Annotated in this window: 19 protein-coding genes and 1 pseudogene; 6 read left to right on the top strand and 14 right to left on the bottom strand. The window is 39.2% G+C overall.

Annotation, left to right across the window (positions count from 1 at the left end):
- Window positions 1-339: 339 nt before the first annotated feature.
- The 11 genes from Q8M41_RS07940 to pdxA all read right to left on the bottom strand — a co-directional run bounded on the left by Q8M41_RS07940 (window position 340) and on the right by pdxA (window position 10,822).
- Window positions 340-1,833, bottom strand: a complete 1,494-nt coding sequence (locus tag Q8M41_RS07940) for a M28 family peptidase (RefSeq protein WP_305364718.1) — start codon at window positions 1,831-1,833, stop codon at window positions 340-342.
- 44 nt (window positions 1,834-1,877) lie between these two features.
- On the bottom strand, window positions 1,878-3,485 hold the full coding sequence (locus Q8M41_RS07935; protein ID WP_305364717.1) for a M28 family peptidase: 1,608 nt from the start codon (window positions 3,483-3,485) through the stop codon (window positions 1,878-1,880).
- 25 nt (window positions 3,486-3,510) lie between these two features.
- Window positions 3,511-3,945, bottom strand: coding sequence for a ribose 5-phosphate isomerase B (gene rpiB, locus Q8M41_RS07930; protein ID WP_305364716.1), 435 nt, complete (start codon window positions 3,943-3,945; stop codon window positions 3,511-3,513).
- 13 nt (window positions 3,946-3,958) lie between these two features.
- On the bottom strand, window positions 3,959-4,834 hold the full coding sequence (gene tatC / locus Q8M41_RS07925; protein ID WP_305364715.1) for a twin-arginine translocase subunit TatC: 876 nt from the start codon (window positions 4,832-4,834) through the stop codon (window positions 3,959-3,961).
- 126 nt (window positions 4,835-4,960) lie between these two features.
- Window positions 4,961-6,301: an acetyl-CoA carboxylase biotin carboxylase subunit gene (gene accC, locus Q8M41_RS07920; RefSeq protein WP_305364714.1), complete on the bottom strand. Its 1,341-nt coding sequence runs from the start codon at window positions 6,299-6,301 to the stop codon at window positions 4,961-4,963.
- 94 nt (window positions 6,302-6,395) lie between these two features.
- Window positions 6,396-6,872 (bottom strand): acetyl-CoA carboxylase biotin carboxyl carrier protein, encoded by a 477-nt coding sequence (gene accB / locus Q8M41_RS07915; RefSeq protein ID WP_305364713.1) that lies wholly within the window; start codon window positions 6,870-6,872, stop codon window positions 6,396-6,398.
- A gap of 74 nt (window positions 6,873-6,946) precedes the next feature.
- Complete coding sequence (locus Q8M41_RS07910) at window positions 6,947-7,933, bottom strand: beta-ketoacyl-ACP synthase III (protein WP_305364712.1); 987 nt, start codon at window positions 7,931-7,933, stop codon at window positions 6,947-6,949.
- Window positions 7,934-7,949: 16 nt separating this feature from the next.
- The gene (gene plsX / locus Q8M41_RS07905) at window positions 7,950-8,885 is read right to left on the bottom strand and encodes a phosphate acyltransferase PlsX (protein ID WP_305364711.1); all 936 of its coding nucleotides are present in this window, start codon (window positions 8,883-8,885) and stop codon (window positions 7,950-7,952) included.
- A 14-nt stretch (window positions 8,886-8,899) separates the two neighbouring features.
- Entirely contained in the window at window positions 8,900-9,091 is a 192-nt protein-coding gene (gene rpmF / locus Q8M41_RS07900) for a 50S ribosomal protein L32 (RefSeq protein ID WP_305364710.1), read from the bottom strand.
- A 21-nt stretch (window positions 9,092-9,112) separates the two neighbouring features.
- A complete protein-coding gene (locus Q8M41_RS07895; RefSeq protein ID WP_305364709.1) occupies window positions 9,113-9,652 on the bottom strand; it encodes a DUF177 domain-containing protein in 540 nt (179 codons plus the stop codon).
- Window positions 9,653-9,766: 114 nt separating this feature from the next.
- Window positions 9,767-10,822 carry a 4-hydroxythreonine-4-phosphate dehydrogenase PdxA gene (pdxA, locus tag Q8M41_RS07890; protein ID WP_305364708.1) on the bottom strand — a complete coding sequence of 352 codons (1,056 nt, stop codon included), beginning with the start codon at window positions 10,820-10,822 and terminating at the stop codon, window positions 9,767-9,769.
- Between the two features lie 574 nt (window positions 10,823-11,396).
- Here pdxA and rsmA point away from each other — a divergent pair.
- The 4 genes from rsmA (at window position 11,397) to Q8M41_RS07870 (ending at window position 14,189) form a co-directional block, all read left to right on the top strand.
- Window positions 11,397-12,188, top strand: coding sequence for a 16S rRNA (adenine(1518)-N(6)/adenine(1519)-N(6))-dimethyltransferase RsmA (gene rsmA / locus Q8M41_RS07885; RefSeq protein WP_305364707.1), 792 nt, complete (start codon window positions 11,397-11,399; stop codon window positions 12,186-12,188).
- The gene (locus Q8M41_RS07880; protein WP_305364706.1) at window positions 12,185-13,120 is read left to right on the top strand and encodes an NAD(P)-dependent oxidoreductase; all 936 of its coding nucleotides are present in this window, start codon (window positions 12,185-12,187) and stop codon (window positions 13,118-13,120) included. Before rsmA ends, Q8M41_RS07880 begins: the two co-directional genes overlap by 4 nt.
- 171 nt (window positions 13,121-13,291) lie before the next feature.
- Window positions 13,292-13,765, top strand: coding sequence for a transcription elongation factor GreA (greA, locus tag Q8M41_RS07875; RefSeq protein ID WP_305364705.1), 474 nt, complete (start codon window positions 13,292-13,294; stop codon window positions 13,763-13,765).
- 31 nt (window positions 13,766-13,796) lie between these two features.
- A complete protein-coding gene (locus Q8M41_RS07870) occupies window positions 13,797-14,189 on the top strand; it encodes an HIT family protein (RefSeq protein ID WP_305364704.1) in 393 nt (130 codons plus the stop codon).
- Window positions 14,190-14,195: 6 nt separating this feature from the next.
- Here Q8M41_RS07870 and ruvC read toward each other — a convergent pair whose 3' ends face one another.
- The gene (ruvC, locus tag Q8M41_RS07865) at window positions 14,196-14,762 is read right to left on the bottom strand and encodes a crossover junction endodeoxyribonuclease RuvC (RefSeq protein ID WP_305364703.1); all 567 of its coding nucleotides are present in this window, start codon (window positions 14,760-14,762) and stop codon (window positions 14,196-14,198) included.
- Window positions 14,763-14,870: 108 nt separating this feature from the next.
- Between ruvC and Q8M41_RS07860 the strand changes: the two genes are divergently transcribed.
- Window positions 14,871-15,845: a hypothetical protein gene (locus Q8M41_RS07860; protein ID WP_305364702.1), complete on the top strand. Its 975-nt coding sequence runs from the start codon at window positions 14,871-14,873 to the stop codon at window positions 15,843-15,845.
- Window positions 15,846-15,882: 37 nt separating this feature from the next.
- On the top strand, window positions 15,883-16,959 hold the full coding sequence (locus tag Q8M41_RS07855) for a glycosyltransferase (protein WP_370870458.1): 1,077 nt from the start codon (window positions 15,883-15,885) through the stop codon (window positions 16,957-16,959).
- 185 nt (window positions 16,960-17,144) lie between these two features.
- Here the strand turns inward: Q8M41_RS07855 and Q8M41_RS07850 are convergent, their stop codons facing one another.
- Both Q8M41_RS07850 and Q8M41_RS07845 read right to left on the bottom strand, forming a co-directional pair.
- Window positions 17,145-18,716: a neutral/alkaline non-lysosomal ceramidase N-terminal domain-containing protein gene (locus Q8M41_RS07850; protein ID WP_305364700.1), complete on the bottom strand. Its 1,572-nt coding sequence runs from the start codon at window positions 18,714-18,716 to the stop codon at window positions 17,145-17,147.
- 4 nt (window positions 18,717-18,720) lie between these two features.
- Window positions 18,721-19,088, bottom strand: a pseudogene (locus Q8M41_RS07845) (hypothetical protein); the annotation flags it as partial.

Below are 19,088 nucleotides of genomic sequence, written 5' to 3'. Positions count from 1 at the left end.
GGGGTCAAAAGGTATGAAGAAAAACTAAAGGAGCAACAACTCATATTTCTTCAAAAAAAGGCTAATGAATTCAATTTTCAATTAGTTGAAAGATAGAAGATTATGAAAAACGTCAATGGTAGTGTAGCGAAGCAATCTCCTCAAGAGTATTATACTAATCGTCATAAGATTGCTTCGTCGTGCCTCCTCGCAATGACATTCCCAACTGTCATGAGATTGCTTCGTCGTAGCAAGAGCATTTCAAACTGTCTTTAATGAGGTAGTATTGTTTGGGTGATTAATATTGATTCGACCTTCCATAAATTATCTCTCATAATGAGTTTTATCTCGAATCGTAATTTAATCTTTCACATCTACCACCGGCCGTTTATCCCTCATCACCAAATCCCAGCCCGTATAATAGGCTAATTGTGCCCTTTTACTCAGAAGTTCAAAATTAATCTTGCTGATCTCATCGCTGCCTTTGTGATAATCATCATGTTTACCATTATAATAAAATATAACCGGAACTCCGTTTTTAGCGAAGTTGTAATGATCTGACCAATAATAGATCTGATCATCAGGAGCATTATGTTTATAATCGATCTTCATTTTAGTATATACAGCATTAGCATTTTCACTGATCTTATGGAGATCAGTACTTAATCTATCTGCTCCTACCAGGAAACAGTAATTAGTCGAATCAGGGGAACTTTGGTATTCTTCACCAATACGTCCAATCATATCCACATTTAGGTTAGTAATTGTTTTTGCAAACGGGAAGACAGGATTAAGTGCATAATATTCAGAACCCAGCAGGTTTTTCTCCTCACCTGTAAGCATCAGGAACAAAATACTTCTCCTTGGGCCATTTCCCTCTTTTTTTGCTATGGCAAAGGCCCTTGCAATAGCCAGAACCCCTGATGTACCTGAAGCATCATCATCAGCACCATTAAATACTTTGTCTTTTCCTCCATCAGGATTTAATCCGATATGGTCGTAATGGGCAGAATATACCAGAAGTTCATCTTTCAGGTCTGTTCCTTCCAGATATCCGAGAACATTGGATGAATGAAGTTCTCTTTGCTTTGGCTCATAATTCAATTTTATTTCAGCTTTGATCAAAGTTGGTCTATTAGCGGTATTTAGTTCTCCAAATGTTTTTCCGGATCTGTTCAGGACCTTATCTGCAATTTCAGTTTCGATTAGAATTACTCCCGGGGTATTTGACCGCATCGGAACACTTTCCCTAATGCCATTTTTAACACTCAGACTTGCACCGGATAGATGCGAATGCGGGGTCTTGGTTTTGTTGACATTTACCGCTAGTATCAAAGCAGGTTTTTTACTCTTTACAAAGTTCAGTCTTCTCGTAATTTCGCCGCCTTCTCCCTCTTGCTTCAGCAAAACTACTTTATCTGCTATACCTGTGTTTTTAAGATCTGATTCAGTTCCAGATCCTATGAAAGTTATTTCATCAGCGTTAATTATTTTCGCTTCTCCGCTTCCGCTGAATGTAAATTCAGTTCCATAGTGTAGTTTGTTGCCGTTTACTTCCAATGAATTGACAACAATGGATGTTTCGATTAACTCAACATCCTGTACATAGGAGCCATTTACAGGAGCAATGAGTTTCAACTTCTTAAACTCCCGTGCAAGATAAGCTGCAGCCATTTCAGCTCCGCGTTTTCCGGTTTCTCTGCCCTCATATTTATCAGAAGCCAGAACTTTTAGATGTTTTTTAGTTCTTTTTGCATTGATCTCGGTGGCATATTTTTGCGCTGCGGGATCCTGAGCAAAGCATTGAATCGAAATGAGTGCTAAGAGTAAAAAGCCTGTTAGTTGTTTTTTCATTGTTAATTTGTGTTCAGGATTGAGCTACATTTTCTTCAGTTCTTCTATCGCGTAGCCGGCATATCATTTTTGACATCTACAACCGGTCTTTTATCACGGTTCAGGAGATCCCAGCCGGTATAGTAAACGAGCTGTGCTCTTTTGGTAAGCAATTCAAAATTAATCTTGCTTACTTCGTCACCAGGTTTGTGATAATCTTCGTGTACACCATTAAAATAAAATACAATTGGAACACCATTCTTGGCAAAATTATAGTGATCTGAACGGTAATAGATTCGCTCCGGATCATTAGGGTCATTGTATTTATAGTCAATCTTCATTTTAGTATAAACAGCATTGGCATTTTCGCTGATCTTGTGGAGGTCGGTACTCAATTTGTCAGAACCAATCAGGTAGCAGTAATTCGCCGAATCAGCATCGTTCTTGTACAATTCACCAGTTCTTCCAATCATATCAATATTCAGGTTGGTAATGGTATTGGCCATAGGGAAAACCGGATTCAGAGAGTAATACTCTGAGCCTAACAGACCTTTCTCTTCACCAGTAACCATTAAGAACAGAACACTCCTGCGTGGACCATGTCCTGCTTTTTTAGCTTTGGCATAGGCTCTGGCTATAGATAATACCCCGGTTGTTCCCGATCCGTCATCATCTGCACCATTATTTACTTTGTCAGCACCACCATCAGTTGTAAGTCCGATATGATCATAATGTGCTGAATAAACCACCAGTTCATCTTTAAGATCACTTCCTTCAAGATATCCCAGGATATTTACAGATTTTACATCTTTGTTGGCAGGCTCATAATTCATTGAAATCTGAGATTTTAAAACCTGCGATTGTGGTGTGCCGCTGTTATCTATAGCTGATTTCAAATTTTCGTAGTTCTTTCCTGAATTTTTCAAAATCTGATTGGCTACATCCGGTGTAATACTTACAACAGCAGCGCTTCCCGGGCGATTATTTCCTGCAGCTTTTATTTTTTTTTTGATAGTTAATCTGCCACTTCCTGGGGAATAAGATTGAAGGGTAGCAGTCACATCCGGACTTACAGCCAGAATCAGCGAGGGACTTTTGCTCATCACATATTGTAAGCGTTTAAACTGGCTGGTACTCCATTCTGATGCTTTTGAGCTTTTACTGATCGCTGATACTCCATTATTCATTGGCTCACCTTTGTTGATCATTAAAACGACTTTCCCTGCTATGTCGATGTTTTTGAGGTCATCATAGTTTTCTGCGCCTATTCCGTAGCCAATAAATACTATTTCCTTTGCTTCAATCGATTTTGCATCACCACTATCGGTAAATAGAAAATCTTTTCCCAGTTTTAGGGACATACCGTTCGCAGTAAAAGAAGTGACATCAATAGAGGGATCAACCAAGGGTACATCCTGAAAATAGGATCCGTTTACCGGAGCACTTAACTTTAATTTTTTAAATTCTTTGGCAATGTATTTGGCTGCTTTTTCGGCACCGGGCTTGCCTGTTTCTCTGCCTTCAAACTTGTCAGACGCAAGAATATTCAGATGTTTTTTAGCGTTTTTTACGTTAATTTCCGCTGCAAATTTTTGCGCATTAGGATCCTGAGAATATCCATGTGTAGAAAAACCCAAAACGAGCAAAGCCAGTAGTGATTGTTTAATCATCATATATTAATTGGTTAGTTTTAAATTATCAACAGGATATTTTATTTACCCTGTTGGCATGGCGCCCTCCTTCAAATACTGTACTTATAAATTTCGTACAGATTTGTCTGGCCAGTTCGGGGCTAATAAACCTTGCCGGGATACAAAGAACATTGGCATTGTTATGAGATCTTGCCAGTTCAGCAAGTTCTTCATTCCAGCAGATTGCCGCTCTGATACCCTGATGTTTATTGGCTGTGATAGCTACCCCATTAGCACTTCCACAGATTAATATCCCAATTGTAAATTCAGCTTTTTCAACAGCACTTGCCACAGGATGTGCAAAATCCGGATAGTCTACAGAGTCGGCACTATGGGTCCCAAAATCTTTAATGCTATACTCTTTCAGAAAATCAATAAGCATGCTTTTGTATTCAAAACCTGCATGATCGGCTCCGATTGCAATTGATATAGTGTTATTCATGGCTTTTATTCAATTAGTCTTTATAAAATTCTATTTCAGCTTTTTTCTTTTTTGCAGCTACTCGTGCTGAAACATAAATACTTATTTCGTAGAGTAAAAAAAGAGGGAAACTAACAGTAAGCATGGTTATAAGATCAGGGGTAGGTGTTACTACCGCTGCAATGATTAAGATAATAACTGAAGCATACCTTCTGGATGACCTCATGAATTCAGGAGTCATGATCCCAAGCTTTGACAGAATAAAGATAATGATAGGTAATTCGAAGGTTAAAGCTGCACCAATTGTTAGTGTTGCAACCACCGAGAAATAGGAATCAATAGTAATCTGGTTATTAATGATTGAACTTACTTCCCAGTTAGATAAGAAGTTAATTGATAAAGGAGCGATAACATAGTAACCGAACAACAAACCAATAATAAACAGTAATGATGCCCAGAAAACAAATCCGGTTGCAGATTTGCGTTCATTTTCATGTAAAGCCGGTTTTACAAAACGCCAGATTTCAAATAATAAATAAGGTACACCCAGAACAATACCAATCATCAGTGAAGAATTGAGCTGTAAGGTAAACTGACCGCCTAGTTCGGTATTGATAATATTGAAACTTAGTTTTTTGACACAAAAGTCGGCACCAAGGTTAAATTTCTCAGTTACTGCGCACATCATTCTGTAGGTCCAGAAATCAGTTCTTCCCGGCCCCATAATAATCTGATCAAAAATAAAATCATAAAAACTGTATGCCAGTACAGTGAAAGCGACAATAGCAATAGAAGCCCTGATCAGATGCCCCCTGAGGACATCCAGATGATCAAAAAAAGACATTTCGGCTTCTATGGTTTTACCTTTTTCCTTAATAGCCTTTACCAGGTCAGTACGTTCCTCATTCATAATTTTAAAACAAAAATACCATTCTGTTTAATTTAAGAATGGTATTCAGTGGATATTTAATAAGCATCAATCTATTGTGACATTCAGCTTCAAAATAAGATAGTTTATTGTTTTCCAGCGGCATATCTATTCACTCAGGTCAAAGCTCTCCATAAATTTGGTAGTAAAGTTACCAGCACGGAAATTTGGGTCTTTCATCAGCCTTAAATGGAAAGGGATTGTAGTTTTCACCCCTTCAATAACAAACTCACTTAATGAACGCTCCATGGTACAAATCGCTTCTTCGCGCGTTTGTGCGACACAGATCAGTTTAGCGATCATTGAATCGTAATTCGGAGGAATCTGATAACCGGCATATACATGGGTATCAACCCGCACTCCATGACCACCAGGTGAATGGAAATTAGTAATCAATCCGGGAGATGGTCTGAAATTATTAAACGGATCCTCAGCATTGATGCGACATTCGATCGCATGCATTTCAGGAATATAATTTTTTCCGGAGATTGGAATGCCTGAAGCAACTTTGATCTGTTCTTTGATCAGGTCGAAGTTGATTACCTCTTCAGTTACCGGATGTTCTACCTGTATACGGGTATTCATTTCCATAAAGTAGAAGTTGCGGTGTTTATCTACGAGAAATTCTACTGTACCAGCTCCTTCGTAATTTACAGCCATGGCTCCTTTAATGGCTGCTTCACCCATTTTTTCACGTAGCTCCGGTGTCATGAAAGGCGATGGAGATTCCTCAACCAGTTTCTGATGCCTGCGCTGAATTGAGCAATCACGTTCTGAAAGATGACACACCTTTCCATATTGATCTCCAATGACCTGAATCTCAATATGACGAGGATCTTCTACATATTTTTCAAGATATAATCCGTCATTACCAAATGCAGCCGCTGACTCCTGACGGGCAGAATCCCAGGCAGGCTCAAACTCAGCATCATTCCACACGATACGCATTCCGCGGCCACCGCCACCGGCTGTAGCTTTAAGGATAACCGGATAACCGATCTCATTTGCGATTTTAATACCTTCTTTAACATCAGCTAACAAACCTTCAGAACCGGGAATAGTTGGGACACCAGCTTTCTTCATGGTTTCTTTAGCCGAAGCTTTATCGCCCATACCATTGATCTGTTCGGCAGTAGCTCCGATAAATTTAATACCATATTCATGACAGATTGCTGAAAATTTTGCGTTCTCAGACAAAAAACCATATCCGGGATGGATAGCATCTGCATTTGTTAATTCTGCTGCAGATATAATATTCGGAATACTTAAATAGGAGTCTTTACTTGCAGGTGGGCCAATACAAACTGCTTCATCGGCAAACCGTACATGTAAACTATGGCGGTCGGCAGTTGAATAAACAGCTACGGTTTTTACGCCCATTTCCTTACAGGTACGGATAATCCGAAGAGCTATTTCACCACGATTTGCAATTAGTATTTTTTTAAACATGTTGTTTTGATTTGAGAATTTGAAAATTTGGTAATTTGAAAATGAAGAATTAGAACTATTTAATCTTCAAATCTTCAAATTGTTAATCTTCAAATCAAATAGGTTCCACCAAAAATAATGGTTGATCGTACTCTACAGGGCTGGCATTATCAACAAGTACTTTCACGATACGACCTGAGATTTCAGATTCGATTTCGTTGAAAAGTTTCATTGCTTCAATGATACAAACTATCTGTCCGGCCTTAATTTCATCACCAACATTTACAAAAAGTGGCTTATCAGGACTGGAAGAACGATAAAATGTGCCAATCATTGGAGATTTAACAGTTATGTAGTTTGCATTTTCATCCTTTGAAGGAGCAGCAGCGGGCTTGGTTTCTATCGGAGTTGTTGGTGTTGCCACAATTGCGGGAGTAGAAGTAGCCTGAATTTGCTGAGCAGCCTGTACCTGATAGATAGGGGGCTGATTGGTTTTTATGGTAATTTTAAAATCTTCCTGCTCAATAGAAACTTCATTTACCCCAGATCTGGAAACAAATTTAATAAGCTCCTGAATTTGTTTAATATCCATTTTGTTTAGTTTATGTGGACGATTTTAACCTAAAATTATAATAAAAATATTAAGAAACGATTTTGATTTATTTTTTAGTAGGCCCATTTCAAATACAATGAACCCCAGGTGAATCCACCTCCAAACGCAGCCAGGATCAGATTGTCACCTTTCTTAAGTTTACTTTCCCATTCCCATAAACACAGTGGGATGGTTCCGTTAGTCGTATTACCGTATTTTTCGATATTGATCATCACTTTTTCGGGAGCAATACCGCAGCGACTGCTTGTAGCGTCAATGATTCGCTTATTGGCCTGATGTGGAACCAACCAGTCAACGTCATCTGAACTCAGGTCATTTTTTTCCATGATCTCAGCAGCTACATCTGCCATATTCGTTACGGCAAATTTGAAAACCGCTTGTCCTTCCTGGAACAGAAAGTGCTCATCATTATCAACCGTTTCATGACTTGCAGGTCTTAATGAACCCCCTGCTTTCTGACATAAATAGGGGCCTCCTGATCCATCACTTTTAAGTATTGAATCAATTACTCCGAAACCCTCTGTATTTGGTTCGAGTAAAACAGCACCGCAGCCGTCACCGAAAATGATACAGCTTTTACGATCTTTATAATTGATGATAGACGACATTTTATCGCCTCCTACTACCAAAACTTTCTGATGTTTGCCAGTTTCAATGAATTGAGAACCTGTCGCCAATCCGTATAGAAAACCCGAACATGCAGCATTAAGATCATAACCCCAGGCATTCACTGCACCAATTTTGTGGGCAAGGATGTTTGCTGAGGCCGGGAACACCATGTCGGGAGTCGTAGTACAGAAAATAATAAGGTCGATCTCCGTTGCACTAATCCCACGCTTTTCAAGCAACCCATTTACAGCATGGGTAGCCATATCGGAGGTTCCAAGATCTCCTTTCAGGATGCGGCGTTCTTTAATGCCTGTACGGCTGGTAATCCATTCATCATTGGTTTCAACCATCCCTTCAAGTTCCTTATTGGTAAGAATATACTCGGGAACGAAAGCATTAACGGCTGTTATTGCAGCATGAACTTTAGACATGATAGATTGGAAATAATTATTTAAAAGCTTCTTTGATCTTATCAACGAACTGACTTTCGATCATGGTTCGCGATAAAAGTACCATATTTTTAATTGCTTCCGGACTAGAGATACCGTGGCCAATCAGAACAGGTGAATTTACTCCTAGAATAGGACTGCCTCCATATTGCTCATAATTGAAACGGTCAAAGAATTCATCCTTAAATCCTTTTTTGAGTGTTAGAATATAAAAAGTTTCGGCTAATTTCAACATGACATTTCCCGTAAATCCATCACAGACAATAACATCTGCTTTGTCATTGAACAGATCCCGGCCTTCAATATTACCTATGAAATTGATATCAGATTTTTGCAGGAGAGGGAATGTAGATTGGGTAAGAACATTTCCCTTTTCTTCCTCTTCACCCAGATTCATCAAGCCCACCTTAGGATTCGGGATATGGTATACATGCTCTGCATATAAACTACCTAATATCCCAAACTGAGCCAGAACTTCAGGTTTACAGTCGGCATTAGCTCCAACATCCAGCATGATTCCGAAGCCGGATTTTAATTTAGGCACGTTGGTTGCAACGGCAGGGCGAATAACTCCCGGAACGGGCTTTACACTAAAGATAGCCCCTACTAGCATCGCACCGGTGTTTCCTGCTGATGAAAAGGAATCTATTTTGCCTTCTTTGAGATAATGAAATCCCAGGCTGATACTTGAATTAGGCTTCTGTAGTACAGATTTTGTTCCGTGTTCTCCCATACCGATCATTTCGGTGGTATGAACAAATTCGAAAACATCAGGATCAATTCCTGCTTCTGTTATAAAAGGCAGAGCCTGATCTTTGTCCCCGAAAAGAACTAATTTTTGGTCTGCCGATAAGGCTTTTTGAGCTTCTATTGCACCCAAAACTGCTGCTTTGGGAGCAAAATCTCCACCCATTATATCTAAGCCAATCTTCATATCAGAATGGTAACTTAGGCAATAGAGGTATTTTCAATCACCATCTTTCCGTTGTAATACAAGTTTCCGTCAACTGTATACGCACGGTGAGGTAAATGTACTGCACCAGTAGTCTGGCAGGTAGTTAAACCTGGAGCAACTGCTTTATAGTGAGTTCTTCTTTTATCTCTTCTTGATTTGGATATTTTCCGTTTTGGATGTGCCATTTGTTCCTATGTATTAATTTATTACTTTTTTATTTTCTTTAATGCTTCCCACCTTGGGTCGGCAATTTTTTCTTCTTCCACTTCTTTTGGCCCTGGAGCCAGTTGCTGCAGTTTGGTAATCATTTCACTATCGCACCATTCAGTATTTCCTTCATCAGCACAACGACTGATATATGGTACTGCAAGAGTGATAAACTCATAGATCAGTGTCGCTACATTGATCTCAGTTTCACTTCTCTTTAGCACAATGATCTCTTCGGTATCATCCTCAAGATCTTCGTTTCCGTTCAATTTGACAATCTGCCTCTCCTTAATTTCAACAGAATAAGGATAATCAGCAAGACAAACATCACATCCCAGTTTCATTTCACCTGAAATATGAAAATGCAGGATCATCATTGTTTCCTGCTTATCCAGTTCAAGTTCTGCTTTCAGCCTTCCACTCTTAACCAGTGAGTATTCAAACTCATTAAAAAAAGCATCATCTACTTCGAATTCAAAATTGTGAACTCCAAGTTTTAATCCGGTAAACGGAATGCTATATTGCTGTAACGATTTCAAAGCACGCCAATTGAGCCTGCAAATTTAGGAAAATTTATTTAGTTGCTAACAGTTTTTTAAAAATGAGATGATGAGGCCACCTAAAAGCTTCGGTTTTATCGTTTTGAAGACCTTTTAATCCCTGTCTTTTGAAAATTTACTCAATTTCAATGGGTTTGAGCTGAGTTCGGAACTTTCTCTTCTATACTTAACAATTTTGATTGCAGTGAATAATGCTTCCCTGAATGAACTTGCTGATGCCTGATTTTTCCCTGCGATATCATAACCTGTACCATGGTCAGGAGAAGTTCTGACAACAGGTAAACCTGCAGTGAAATTTACCCCACTATGAAATGCGATCTGTTTGAAAGGTATTAAGCCCTGATCATGGTACATTGCCAGAACAGCATCGAACTGTGTATAGGTATGTGCTGCAAAGAAACCATCTGCGGCATAAGGGCCAAAAGCAAAAATTCCCTGGGCGTTAGCCTCGGTAATTGCCGGGATGATTATCTCCAGCTCTTCTTTTCCAATCAGACCCATATCTCCTGCATGCGGATTCAATCCTAAAACAGCAATTTTTGGTTTTTGAATCCAGAAATCCTTCTTCAGGCTTTGATTCATCAATGTCAGCTTTGAGAGGATCTTTTCTTTACTGATCTTTTCAGGAACCTCATTTACCGGAATATGCCCGGTAACTACCCCTACACGGATATCTTCACTCACCAGAAACATCAGGGAGTCTTCAGCATTGGTTTTTGCCTGAATGTATTCTGTATGACCCGCAAACTGGAAATCATCGCTTTGAATGTTATGCTTATTGATCGGCGCAGTAACCAGTGCATCTGTTTTGCCCGATATGAGATCATCCAATGCTCTTTCAAGCGATATGAATGCATATTTCCCTCCGCTGGGGGTGCTTGTGCCCAGTTCGATATGGACATCCTCTTCCCAGCAGTTAATCATATTTGCGCGTTTGTTATGCGCTTCTTCCGGACTGTTGATTACATTGAAATTGAACTCGTTAAGGTCCATTGTTTTACGATGGAAGGATGCGACTTTTGTATGACCGTATACAATCGGCGTACAATAATCCATGATTTTGCTGTCCATCAGAGTTTTAATGATCACTTCAAGACCGATACCGTTTACATCACCGATAGAAATTCCAACTTTAATTTTATCACTCATTCCTGCTTGCCCGTTTATGAAAATAATTAACGCAAAATAAAGACTTTAATCTCAAACTCCAATTAAGTTGTAAGTAGTAAGTTATAGCTTTTAAGTTTTGAGTAGTAAGTAGTAAGAAATTGAGAGTGGAGAGTGGAGAATTGAGAGTGAGTAAAATTGATAATTGATAGTTGACAATTGACAATGAAAGGAATTCCCATATTAATGAACCTCAAAGGAGTTGTAAGTAATGGGTTTTAAGTTTTAAGTTCAGAATTATCAGCATTAATTGAGAAAATCCTTCCATTTATATGGCGTCTCAATTGACAAATTCATCCTCCTGGCTAAATCACATTTAGCTCCTGCTGCAGCAAAACTCCCTGCTCATCCTAATGAGATCCTTCGTCGCCTCACGATTTCATTAACCCGATAGCCATCGGGTTGTGAGAATTGTCTGGCTCCTCTGGATGACAGGGTCAACAATTTGCTCATCCTTACCATTGACAAATCGACAAATCAGCAAATTATACTCATTTACTAATTTGCTCATTCCCTGAACCTCTTTTTTCCGTAATTTGCGCCAAATGCAGCGAATATGAGTTTAGTAAGGGCAAAGAAGCATCTTGGACAACACTTTTTAACCGACAAAAACATCGCAGAGAAGATTGTCAACAGTCTTAAGGCTATCAGCCATTATAAGCAAGTTTTGGAGGTTGGTCCGGGGATGGGAATTCTTTCCGACTTTCTGCTTGCTAAGCAGGATCTTGAAACTTATCTGATCGATATTGACACTGAATCTTATGAATTCCTGAAAAGGAAATATCCCGATTTGGGCGCAAGACTGATTAACGGAGATTTTCTTGAGCTTGATTTTGCAGCTGTATTTCCGGGAAAATTTGGGATCATTGGTAATTTTCCGTACAATATTTCATCGCAAATACTCTTCAAAGTACTCGATAACCGAAATCAGGTAGTTGAACTGGTTGGAATGTTTCAAAAAGAGGTGGCCCAGCGTTGTGCAGAGAAGCCCGGAAGCAAGGAGTACGGTATTTTAAGTGTTTTTTTGCAGGCATATTATAAGGTCGAATACCTGTTCTCTGTAAAACCGGGTGTATTTAACCCTCCGCCTAAAGTTACCTCAGCAGTCATACGCCTTACCCGAAATGATGTTGAAAAGCTAAATTGCGATGAAAAATTGTTCTGGCAGGTTGTAAAAGCCGGCTTTAACCAGCGTCGTAAAACACTTAGAAACGCCTTGTCATCACTTGTGAGCAAGGAGAGCATGGCAGATGATCCAATGTTTGACCTTCGTGCTGAGCGACTGAGTGTTGATGATTTTGTTAAAATGACGAACCTTATCAGTACATCGAGAATAAATCCAGAATGAATAAAAGAATCCTGATTGCCGACCATTTGCATCCTGCCTTTAAAATTGAGGCAGAAAAACTGGGATATATTTGCGATGATCTTCCATTAATTAGCAGAAGTGAAACTCTGGAGAAACTGAAAAACTATACAGGAATAGCGATTCGGACAAAGTTTCAGATTGACAAGGAACTTATTGATGCAGGATCCAATCTGAAATTTATCGCCCGGGCTGGTGCAGGAATGGATAATGTAGATGAGCAGTATGCCAGATCAAAAGAAATATTCTGCATCAATGCACCAGAGGGAAACCGGGATGCGGTGGCGGAACATGTGATTGGTATGTTGCTTTCATTGCTCAATAATCTAAGAAAAGCTGATATCGAAGTTCGAAATGGTATCTGGGATAGAGAAGGTAACAGGGGATGGGAGCTGAAAGGAAGAACTTTTGCAATTATAGGATATGGAAATACCGGACAAATGCTTGCCCGCAAACTTTCAGGTTTTGAAGTAAAGGTGATCGCTTATGATAAGTATAAAACCGGTTTTTCAGACCAGTATGCGGAAGAAGTAAGTATGGAACAGGTAGTTAAACAGGCAGATATTTTAAGTTTTCATATTCCTTTGACCTTCGAAACGAAGCAGCTCCTTAACGAGGAATATCTTTTTCATTTCAGGAAGCCAATCATTTTTCTAAATACTTCAAGAGGTGAGGTGGTTAATACAAGGGTTGTTTTGAATGGGATCCGTAAGGGCAAGATAAGTGCCGCCGGATTGGATGTACTTGAAGTTGAAAAATTTCCAGCCTTAGGGGAGCAGGAATGGTTTAATGAATTGAAGGATTGCCCGAACGTAATTTTAAGTCCCCATGTGGCTGGCTGGACCCATGAATCTTACAGAAAGATTTCTGAAGTGCTTGCCCAAAAACTAAAACAGCTTTCTTTTGTTGTTTGATAATGAAGTGCTTATAGCTTATCCTTAACTCTACTGCCTGGATTTCATCATAGAAATTTGGAAATCTAAAATCAAAAATATTATCTTCGTATTAATACGAGCAAGACTATATTGGCTTATGCCGACATAGTCTTGTTTGTTTTTAAGAGTTTATCATAAAATGTGTGAGATATGACGGAAGTAACTTATTATACCCGGGAAGGATTAGAAAAACTTAAAGAAGAGCTTCATTTATTAAAAACTGAAGGTCGTTCACAAATTTCAAAAGCAATTGCTGAAGCCAGAGATAAAGGCGATTTGTCTGAGAATGCTGAATATGATGCTGCCAAAGAGGCGCAGGGCCATCATGAATCTAAAATTTCAAAGCTGACTAATGTTTTGGCTAATGCCCGTTTAATCGATGAATCGAAGCTCGACTCATCGAAAGTCCTTGCATTGTCTATTGTCAAGATCAAAAATACCAATAATGGGACAATCATGACATATCAGCTGGTTTCTGAATCAGAAGCCGATCTGAAAACAGGTAAAATATCAGTGAAGTCTCCCATAGCTCAGGGTTTGTTGGGTAAATCTGTAGGCGACAAAGCTGAGATAGCTGTTCCGGCGGGTAAAATTGAGTTCGAAATCATTGAAATAAGCAGATAATTATATCTGATCAGAATATAAATCAAATTACATGGAATCAATCTTCTCAAAAATAGTAGCTGGCGATATTCCTTCCCATAAGGTCGCTGAGACATTGGAATATCTTGCTTTCCTGGATGTAAATCCACTAACAGAAGGCCACGTTTTGGTTATTCCTAAAAAGGAGGTTGATTATATATTTGACCTGGATAGCGAAACTTATGTAGGCCTGATGATGTTTGCTCAGATTGTAGCAGCGGGTTTAAAAAAGGCCATACCATGCCAGCGTATTGGTGTTTCTGTCATAGGTCTGGAAGTTCCTCATGCACACATACATCTTATTCCAATCAATAGCATGGATGACATGAATTTTAGTCGCCCTAAACTTAGCTTTACCGAAGAAGAGCTGGAGGCAATAGCAGAAAAAATCAAGGAACAGCTGTAATTTCCTTTATTTAATCCGCTTCTGATTATCCTTAGCGAAAGCATCCCAACCGGAATAGTTTTTTTTGCTTCCGGCACTGCTTATTTTCTGGAATGAATGGCAAATTGCTACCGCTAAACCATCGGTTGCATCTAGAAATTCAGGAGTTTCAGTGAATTTCAAAAGGGTTTTTAGCATAGCCGCCACCTGTTCTTTAGAAGAATTACCGTTACCTGTGATTGACTGTTTGATCTTTCTGGGTGAATATTCGAAAATAGGAAGACTACGTGATAATGCTGCAGCCATCGCCACGCCTTGTGCCCGGCCTAGTTTTAGCATAACCTGAATGTTTTTACCGTAGAAAGGAGCTTCTATTGCGAGGCAATCGGGTTTATATTGATCAATCAGTAAAACGGTTTTTTCAAAAATATGTTTAAGTTTCAAAGGATGATCGTCAAGGTGCTGGAGTTTTACTACACCCATACAGATCAAATCAACAGAACTTTTTACCTCCTTGACTATTCCATAACCCATAACACTGGTTCCGGGGTCAATTCCAAGGATTATTCGTTCAGTTGATTTTTCTTTTAGCATGCTTGACAATATTAAGAAATTACCTGCTTTATAATGTTTTTAGGGCAATAGAATTTCAAATTTTAAATTCAATGAAGCTTTTGCTTAACATTGCATAAATAAAATATTTTGAACAGCAGTACCAAAAAGATTCTGAGCATTTGCATTAAGGTCACCATTTTAGGTCTGGCATTCTGGTATATTTATAACAGGCTTAGTAATAATAGTGGTATCAGCAACTTCAGGATGCTGCTTAATGAGCTTGATCCTGAAATTGTGTGGATAGTAATATCCAGCCTTTTTCTATTGATGTTTCTTAACTGGTTTCTAGAGGCTCTTAAATGGAAATACCTTGTTCAGAAAATAGAGATAATAAGTACCTGGAAGTCTGTTGAATCAGTTTTTTGTGGATTGACATGGGCGGTTTTCACTCCCAACCGTATCGGAGAATACGGAGGGAGGGTCTTTTTTCTGTCCCCAAATAAGCGGATAAAAGGTGCTGTTGCTATGACTGTCGGGGCTTTCGGTCAATTGGTGCTGATCAATGTATTAGGTTCATCGGCACTTAGCTGGTTCATTTTTCGTTTTATGGATCTAAATCCCCTCATGAATTTAAGTATAGCCATATTGGCCCTTGTTTTCAGCGGATTTTTTCTGCTTTTCTTTTTCAATATCCATTGGGTAAATGGTCTCTTGTTAAAAATAAAGTTCTTGAAGCCTTACAAGCGCTTTTTCATTATTTTTTCGAAATTCAAGGTGTCAGAGCTCCTGTATATCTTAATGTATAGCCTGTCGCGTATCCTGATATTTAGCACACAATATTTTCTGATCATTCATTTTCTGATTCCTGAAATACATCCGCTTGACATGGTTTTGATTCTGTTCATCTTTTACTTCGTTCAATCCTCAATGCCTTCTCTTGATCTGCTTGATATAGGTTTGAGGGCAACAACCGCTGCTTACTTTTTTTCTTTTGTAACCGATCAGGAAATTGCGGTGATGGCAGCAGTTGCAAGTATATGGCTGATTAATTTAATTATTCCGGCTATTTTAGGGTCCGTTTTCGTTTTAAAACTCAATTTCTTTGGTAGTCCTCGTAATTAGTGTCGTTTCATTTGCCCTGGCCCTGGCTTATTTTGGCATGGTTTTATTTCTGCGCAGGGGCTGGCTGGCAGTGGAAACATTTAATCTGAAAAGTACTCGGTTTAAAACTACAGTCAGTATTCTGATTGCAGCCAGAAATGAGGAAGATAAAATTTTCAATACCATTAACGATATTCTGGCACAGGATTATCCTGCTGATTTAATGGAATTGATTGTCGTTGATGACCACTCGACCGACCAGACATCTGAAATCGTTCTTTCTTTTGCAGATAGGGGGGTAAAGCTGATTGTTTTGAACGAAAATGAACCATTAAATTCATACAAAAAGAAGGCAATAACCGAGGCAATTAAACTCTCTGATTCAGAACTCATCATAACCACTGATGCAGATTGTAGAATGTCACCGGCATGGCTTAAAACTATCATTGGATTTTATGAATCGGGTAATTACAAAATGATTTCCTCACCGGTAATCTATTTTGAAGAAAAAAGCAAGTTTGAAGAAATGCAAACTCTGGATTTTCTTTTTCTGTCGGGTTTGGGAGCTGCAGGGATAGGGAATAAAATGCCTTCAACATGTAGCGGAGCTAACCTCGCTTATCAGAGAGAAGTGTTTTATGAGCTAAAAGGATTTCAGGGTATTGATGAACTGGCCTCAGGTGATGATGAACTATTTCTTCATAAAGTTGCGTTGGTTTATCCTGATGGTATTGGTTTTTGTAAGTCCCGGGATGCGATAGTTTATACGCATGCAAAATCAAACCTGAAAGAATTCATCCAGCAAAGAAAACGCTGGGCATCAAAAAGCACCAAATATAAAAACAAGGCAATTGTCGTGATCGGGGTATCAGTTTGGATTTTTAATTTCATGATTTTTCTGAGTTCAATTCTGGGCCTTTTCAATCCTTATTTCTGGTATTTGGGTTTAATATGCATAAGTATAAAGGCTTTGGCAGAAATGTCATTACTAATTCCGCTATGCAGTTTTGCCAGTAGAAGTAAATTACTATGGTATGTTCCAATACTTACTGTGCTCCATATGTTTTATCTGATGTACATTGGGATTGCCGGAAACTCAGGTAAATACAATTGGAAGGGACGCATGGTGCGGTAGAATTGAGATGTGAGATATGAGATGTGAGATATAAAATATGAGTTACATACTCTACTCCTTATTCTCTATTTCCTCGACTCGATTCCTGGTTCCTTGCTCATGCTCATAAAATGTCTTTATTCCTTGTTCTTTGCTCCTTATTCATGTTTCCCCGTCTTGGTTCCTGGCTCCTGGTTCTTGATTCATTATTTAGCTTGCTCATTTTTAAGTTTTCCCAGCAGCTCAAAAAGCACAGTGCTGATTTTTGTTGATGCATCGACTTCAAGATAGCTCGAACGGGCTCTCCATGTTTCATAGCCCCCCAGTTTATGATGCTCCGGGGTTGGTAAATAACCATTGTACCCATTGGCGAGGGAAGTTGTAAAAGTTGTTTTAAAGGGGCTTTTTGCCTTGATATCCAAACCTATTTCGACAAATATTTCACAGGGCATGGCAGCGATTGCCAGATCACCGACCCGGAACGCCTGAATAATTAAAGGTACTTGTTTTGGAAAATCCTTAATCAGCATCGTCTCGCGGGCATAAATTTCTTCCATTGTATTCATAATGGGTCCATTTGCCTTAGCGATTATCCCTTTCGCCCGCTCAATTTCTTCCTTTTTAGGCAAGCGTACTCCTAAATTGATCTCATTTTGTGCAGAACTTAATGAAATCCAGTCCTGATAACGGATAGTTTGATAAGTTTTATAAGCTTCGGCAGCTATGACATTTGCGACTTGCTGCATTTTTGCATAGGGAGGCATACTTTGGGGAGCTTCATTTGCAAACCAATTGATATTATTAATATTACCACTTGTTCCATTAGATAGCATCGCTACAAATGGGGGAAAGCCCTTATTATCAGATTCCAGTAAACTTTTCATCCGTTCTGCGAACATTCCAAAGTAATCGGCTGATATTTCACCCGGGCCTGTTCCTCCGACATAATGCAGCGAGTAATTTGCAAGCATGGCTATCGGTCTGCCTTCCGGAGTTTGTATTGAAATAATGGGAAGTTCGGGATCTGTTGGACCCGAAGGCTCCAGTCGATCGGGATTACCCACACCGGGATTCATCTTTACCTGATCTTCTGTACCAAAAGGATTCATTAATGGCTTGCCTGGTTTCATTTTCCAGCGGCGATTAAATACCTGGCTTGGTTCATTGCCCACAGCCCAGCCGATACGGGCGGGTACAAGATTATTGTTCGCCCTTACCACCGCATCAGCAATTCTTTCCCTGAGAAATTTAAGATAATCCTTATCGGGATCACTTTGAAATACGGAGCATGCCGTCCCTCCCGAATGAGTATGGGTTGCCGACATCATCATATTCTGAACAGGTATCCCGGTTATTTCATGGGCTCTTTGTTTGGCTGCATCCAGCTCTTCCCTATATATCATACAAAGATCTACAGTTACAAAAACCAGGCGCGTTTGGCCATCATCCAAAACTATCGAACGGGCATGCGTTTCATCATGTATTTGTTTGATTGTACCATCCTTCATGTTTCCATTAATCGAGGTACCTATTTTAGGTGTGATATTGCTGGTTGCTGCACCAGCCCTGAAAATTTTGGCAGGCTGTGCAAATCCATTTTGAGCATTGATAAAGAAATTGCTGCAAAGCAAAATAGGTATACAGAGTACTGAAAAACGGGACTTAAAAACTTTCACAAAAAATGCAGTTTTAAACCTATACGCTAAATTCCGGTTATCATCAGAACTGCAAGACATTTCGAGAATATCTGATTGGCATTTTAAACTTTCTGTTTTCATTTAATTATTGTAAAGTGACCGCAACAGGGTCATGAATTTTTCCCGGTGGCCTTTGATTTGCACCCGGACGATTGGTATCACCCAAATCCTGACGTCCCTTTTCTGCTAAAACCATTAATCTCCCGACAATTTCCGGATGCTTTTCAGCCAAATTAGTTGCCGAAGAAATATCTTTTTCAACATTGAATAGCAGCGGCTTTGTACCCTCACCTTGGCGGAAATGCGGATGCTGAACAAATTCAGTTAAGGGTAGAAATAATTTCCATGCCCCCGATTTTACTGCTTGTAACTGATCTGCGTTGTAGTAATAAAATACTTTATATGGAGATTTAGCTCTCTTCTTACCTAAAATCAAGGAACGATTATTATAAC

This window comes from Daejeonella sp., assembly GCF_030684675.1.
Classification (GTDB): domain Bacteria; phylum Bacteroidota; class Bacteroidia; order Sphingobacteriales; family Sphingobacteriaceae; genus Daejeonella.
The sequence above is the reverse complement of the archived record's forward strand: the minus strand, read 5'-3'. Positions and strand labels throughout refer to the sequence as shown.

What these genes read in the sequence shown, in the direction of transcription:
- Q8M41_RS07940 (WP_305364718.1), bottom strand. Translation starts at nt 1,833, where the DNA reads ATGAAAAAACAACTAACAGGCTTTTTACTCTTAGCACTCATTTCGATT.
- rsmA (WP_305364707.1), top strand. Translation starts at nt 11,397, where the DNA reads ATGAGTTTAGTAAGGGCAAAGAAGCATCTTGGACAACACTTTTTAACC.
- rpmF (WP_305364710.1), bottom strand. Translation starts at nt 9,091, where the DNA reads ATGGCACATCCAAAACGGAAAATATCCAAATCAAGAAGAGATAAAAGA.
- pdxA (WP_305364708.1), bottom strand. Translation starts at nt 10,822, where the DNA reads ATGAGTGATAAAATTAAAGTTGGAATTTCTATCGGTGATGTAAACGGT.
- Q8M41_RS07855 (WP_370870458.1), top strand. Translation starts at nt 15,883, where the DNA reads ATGGTTTTATTTCTGCGCAGGGGCTGGCTGGCAGTGGAAACATTTAAT.
- ruvC (WP_305364703.1), bottom strand. Translation starts at nt 14,762, where the DNA reads ATGCTAAAAGAAAAATCAACTGAACGAATAATCCTTGGAATTGACCCC.
- Q8M41_RS07880 (WP_305364706.1), top strand. Translation starts at nt 12,185, where the DNA reads ATGAATAAAAGAATCCTGATTGCCGACCATTTGCATCCTGCCTTTAAA.
- tatC (WP_305364715.1), bottom strand. Translation starts at nt 4,834, where the DNA reads ATGAATGAGGAACGTACTGACCTGGTAAAGGCTATTAAGGAAAAAGGT.
- accC (WP_305364714.1), bottom strand. Translation starts at nt 6,301, where the DNA reads ATGTTTAAAAAAATACTAATTGCAAATCGTGGTGAAATAGCTCTTCGG.
- Q8M41_RS07850 (WP_305364700.1), bottom strand. Translation starts at nt 18,716, where the DNA reads ATGAAAACAGAAAGTTTAAAATGCCAATCAGATATTCTCGAAATGTCT.
- accB (WP_305364713.1), bottom strand. Translation starts at nt 6,872, where the DNA reads ATGGATATTAAACAAATTCAGGAGCTTATTAAATTTGTTTCCAGATCT.
- greA (WP_305364705.1), top strand. Translation starts at nt 13,292, where the DNA reads ATGACGGAAGTAACTTATTATACCCGGGAAGGATTAGAAAAACTTAAA.
- Q8M41_RS07935 (WP_305364717.1), bottom strand. Translation starts at nt 3,485, where the DNA reads ATGATGATTAAACAATCACTACTGGCTTTGCTCGTTTTGGGTTTTTCT.
- rpiB (WP_305364716.1), bottom strand. Translation starts at nt 3,945, where the DNA reads ATGAATAACACTATATCAATTGCAATCGGAGCCGATCATGCAGGTTTT.
- Q8M41_RS07870 (WP_305364704.1), top strand. Translation starts at nt 13,797, where the DNA reads ATGGAATCAATCTTCTCAAAAATAGTAGCTGGCGATATTCCTTCCCAT.
- plsX (WP_305364711.1), bottom strand. Translation starts at nt 8,885, where the DNA reads ATGAAGATTGGCTTAGATATAATGGGTGGAGATTTTGCTCCCAAAGCA.
- Q8M41_RS07910 (WP_305364712.1), bottom strand. Translation starts at nt 7,933, where the DNA reads ATGTCTAAAGTTCATGCTGCAATAACAGCCGTTAATGCTTTCGTTCCC.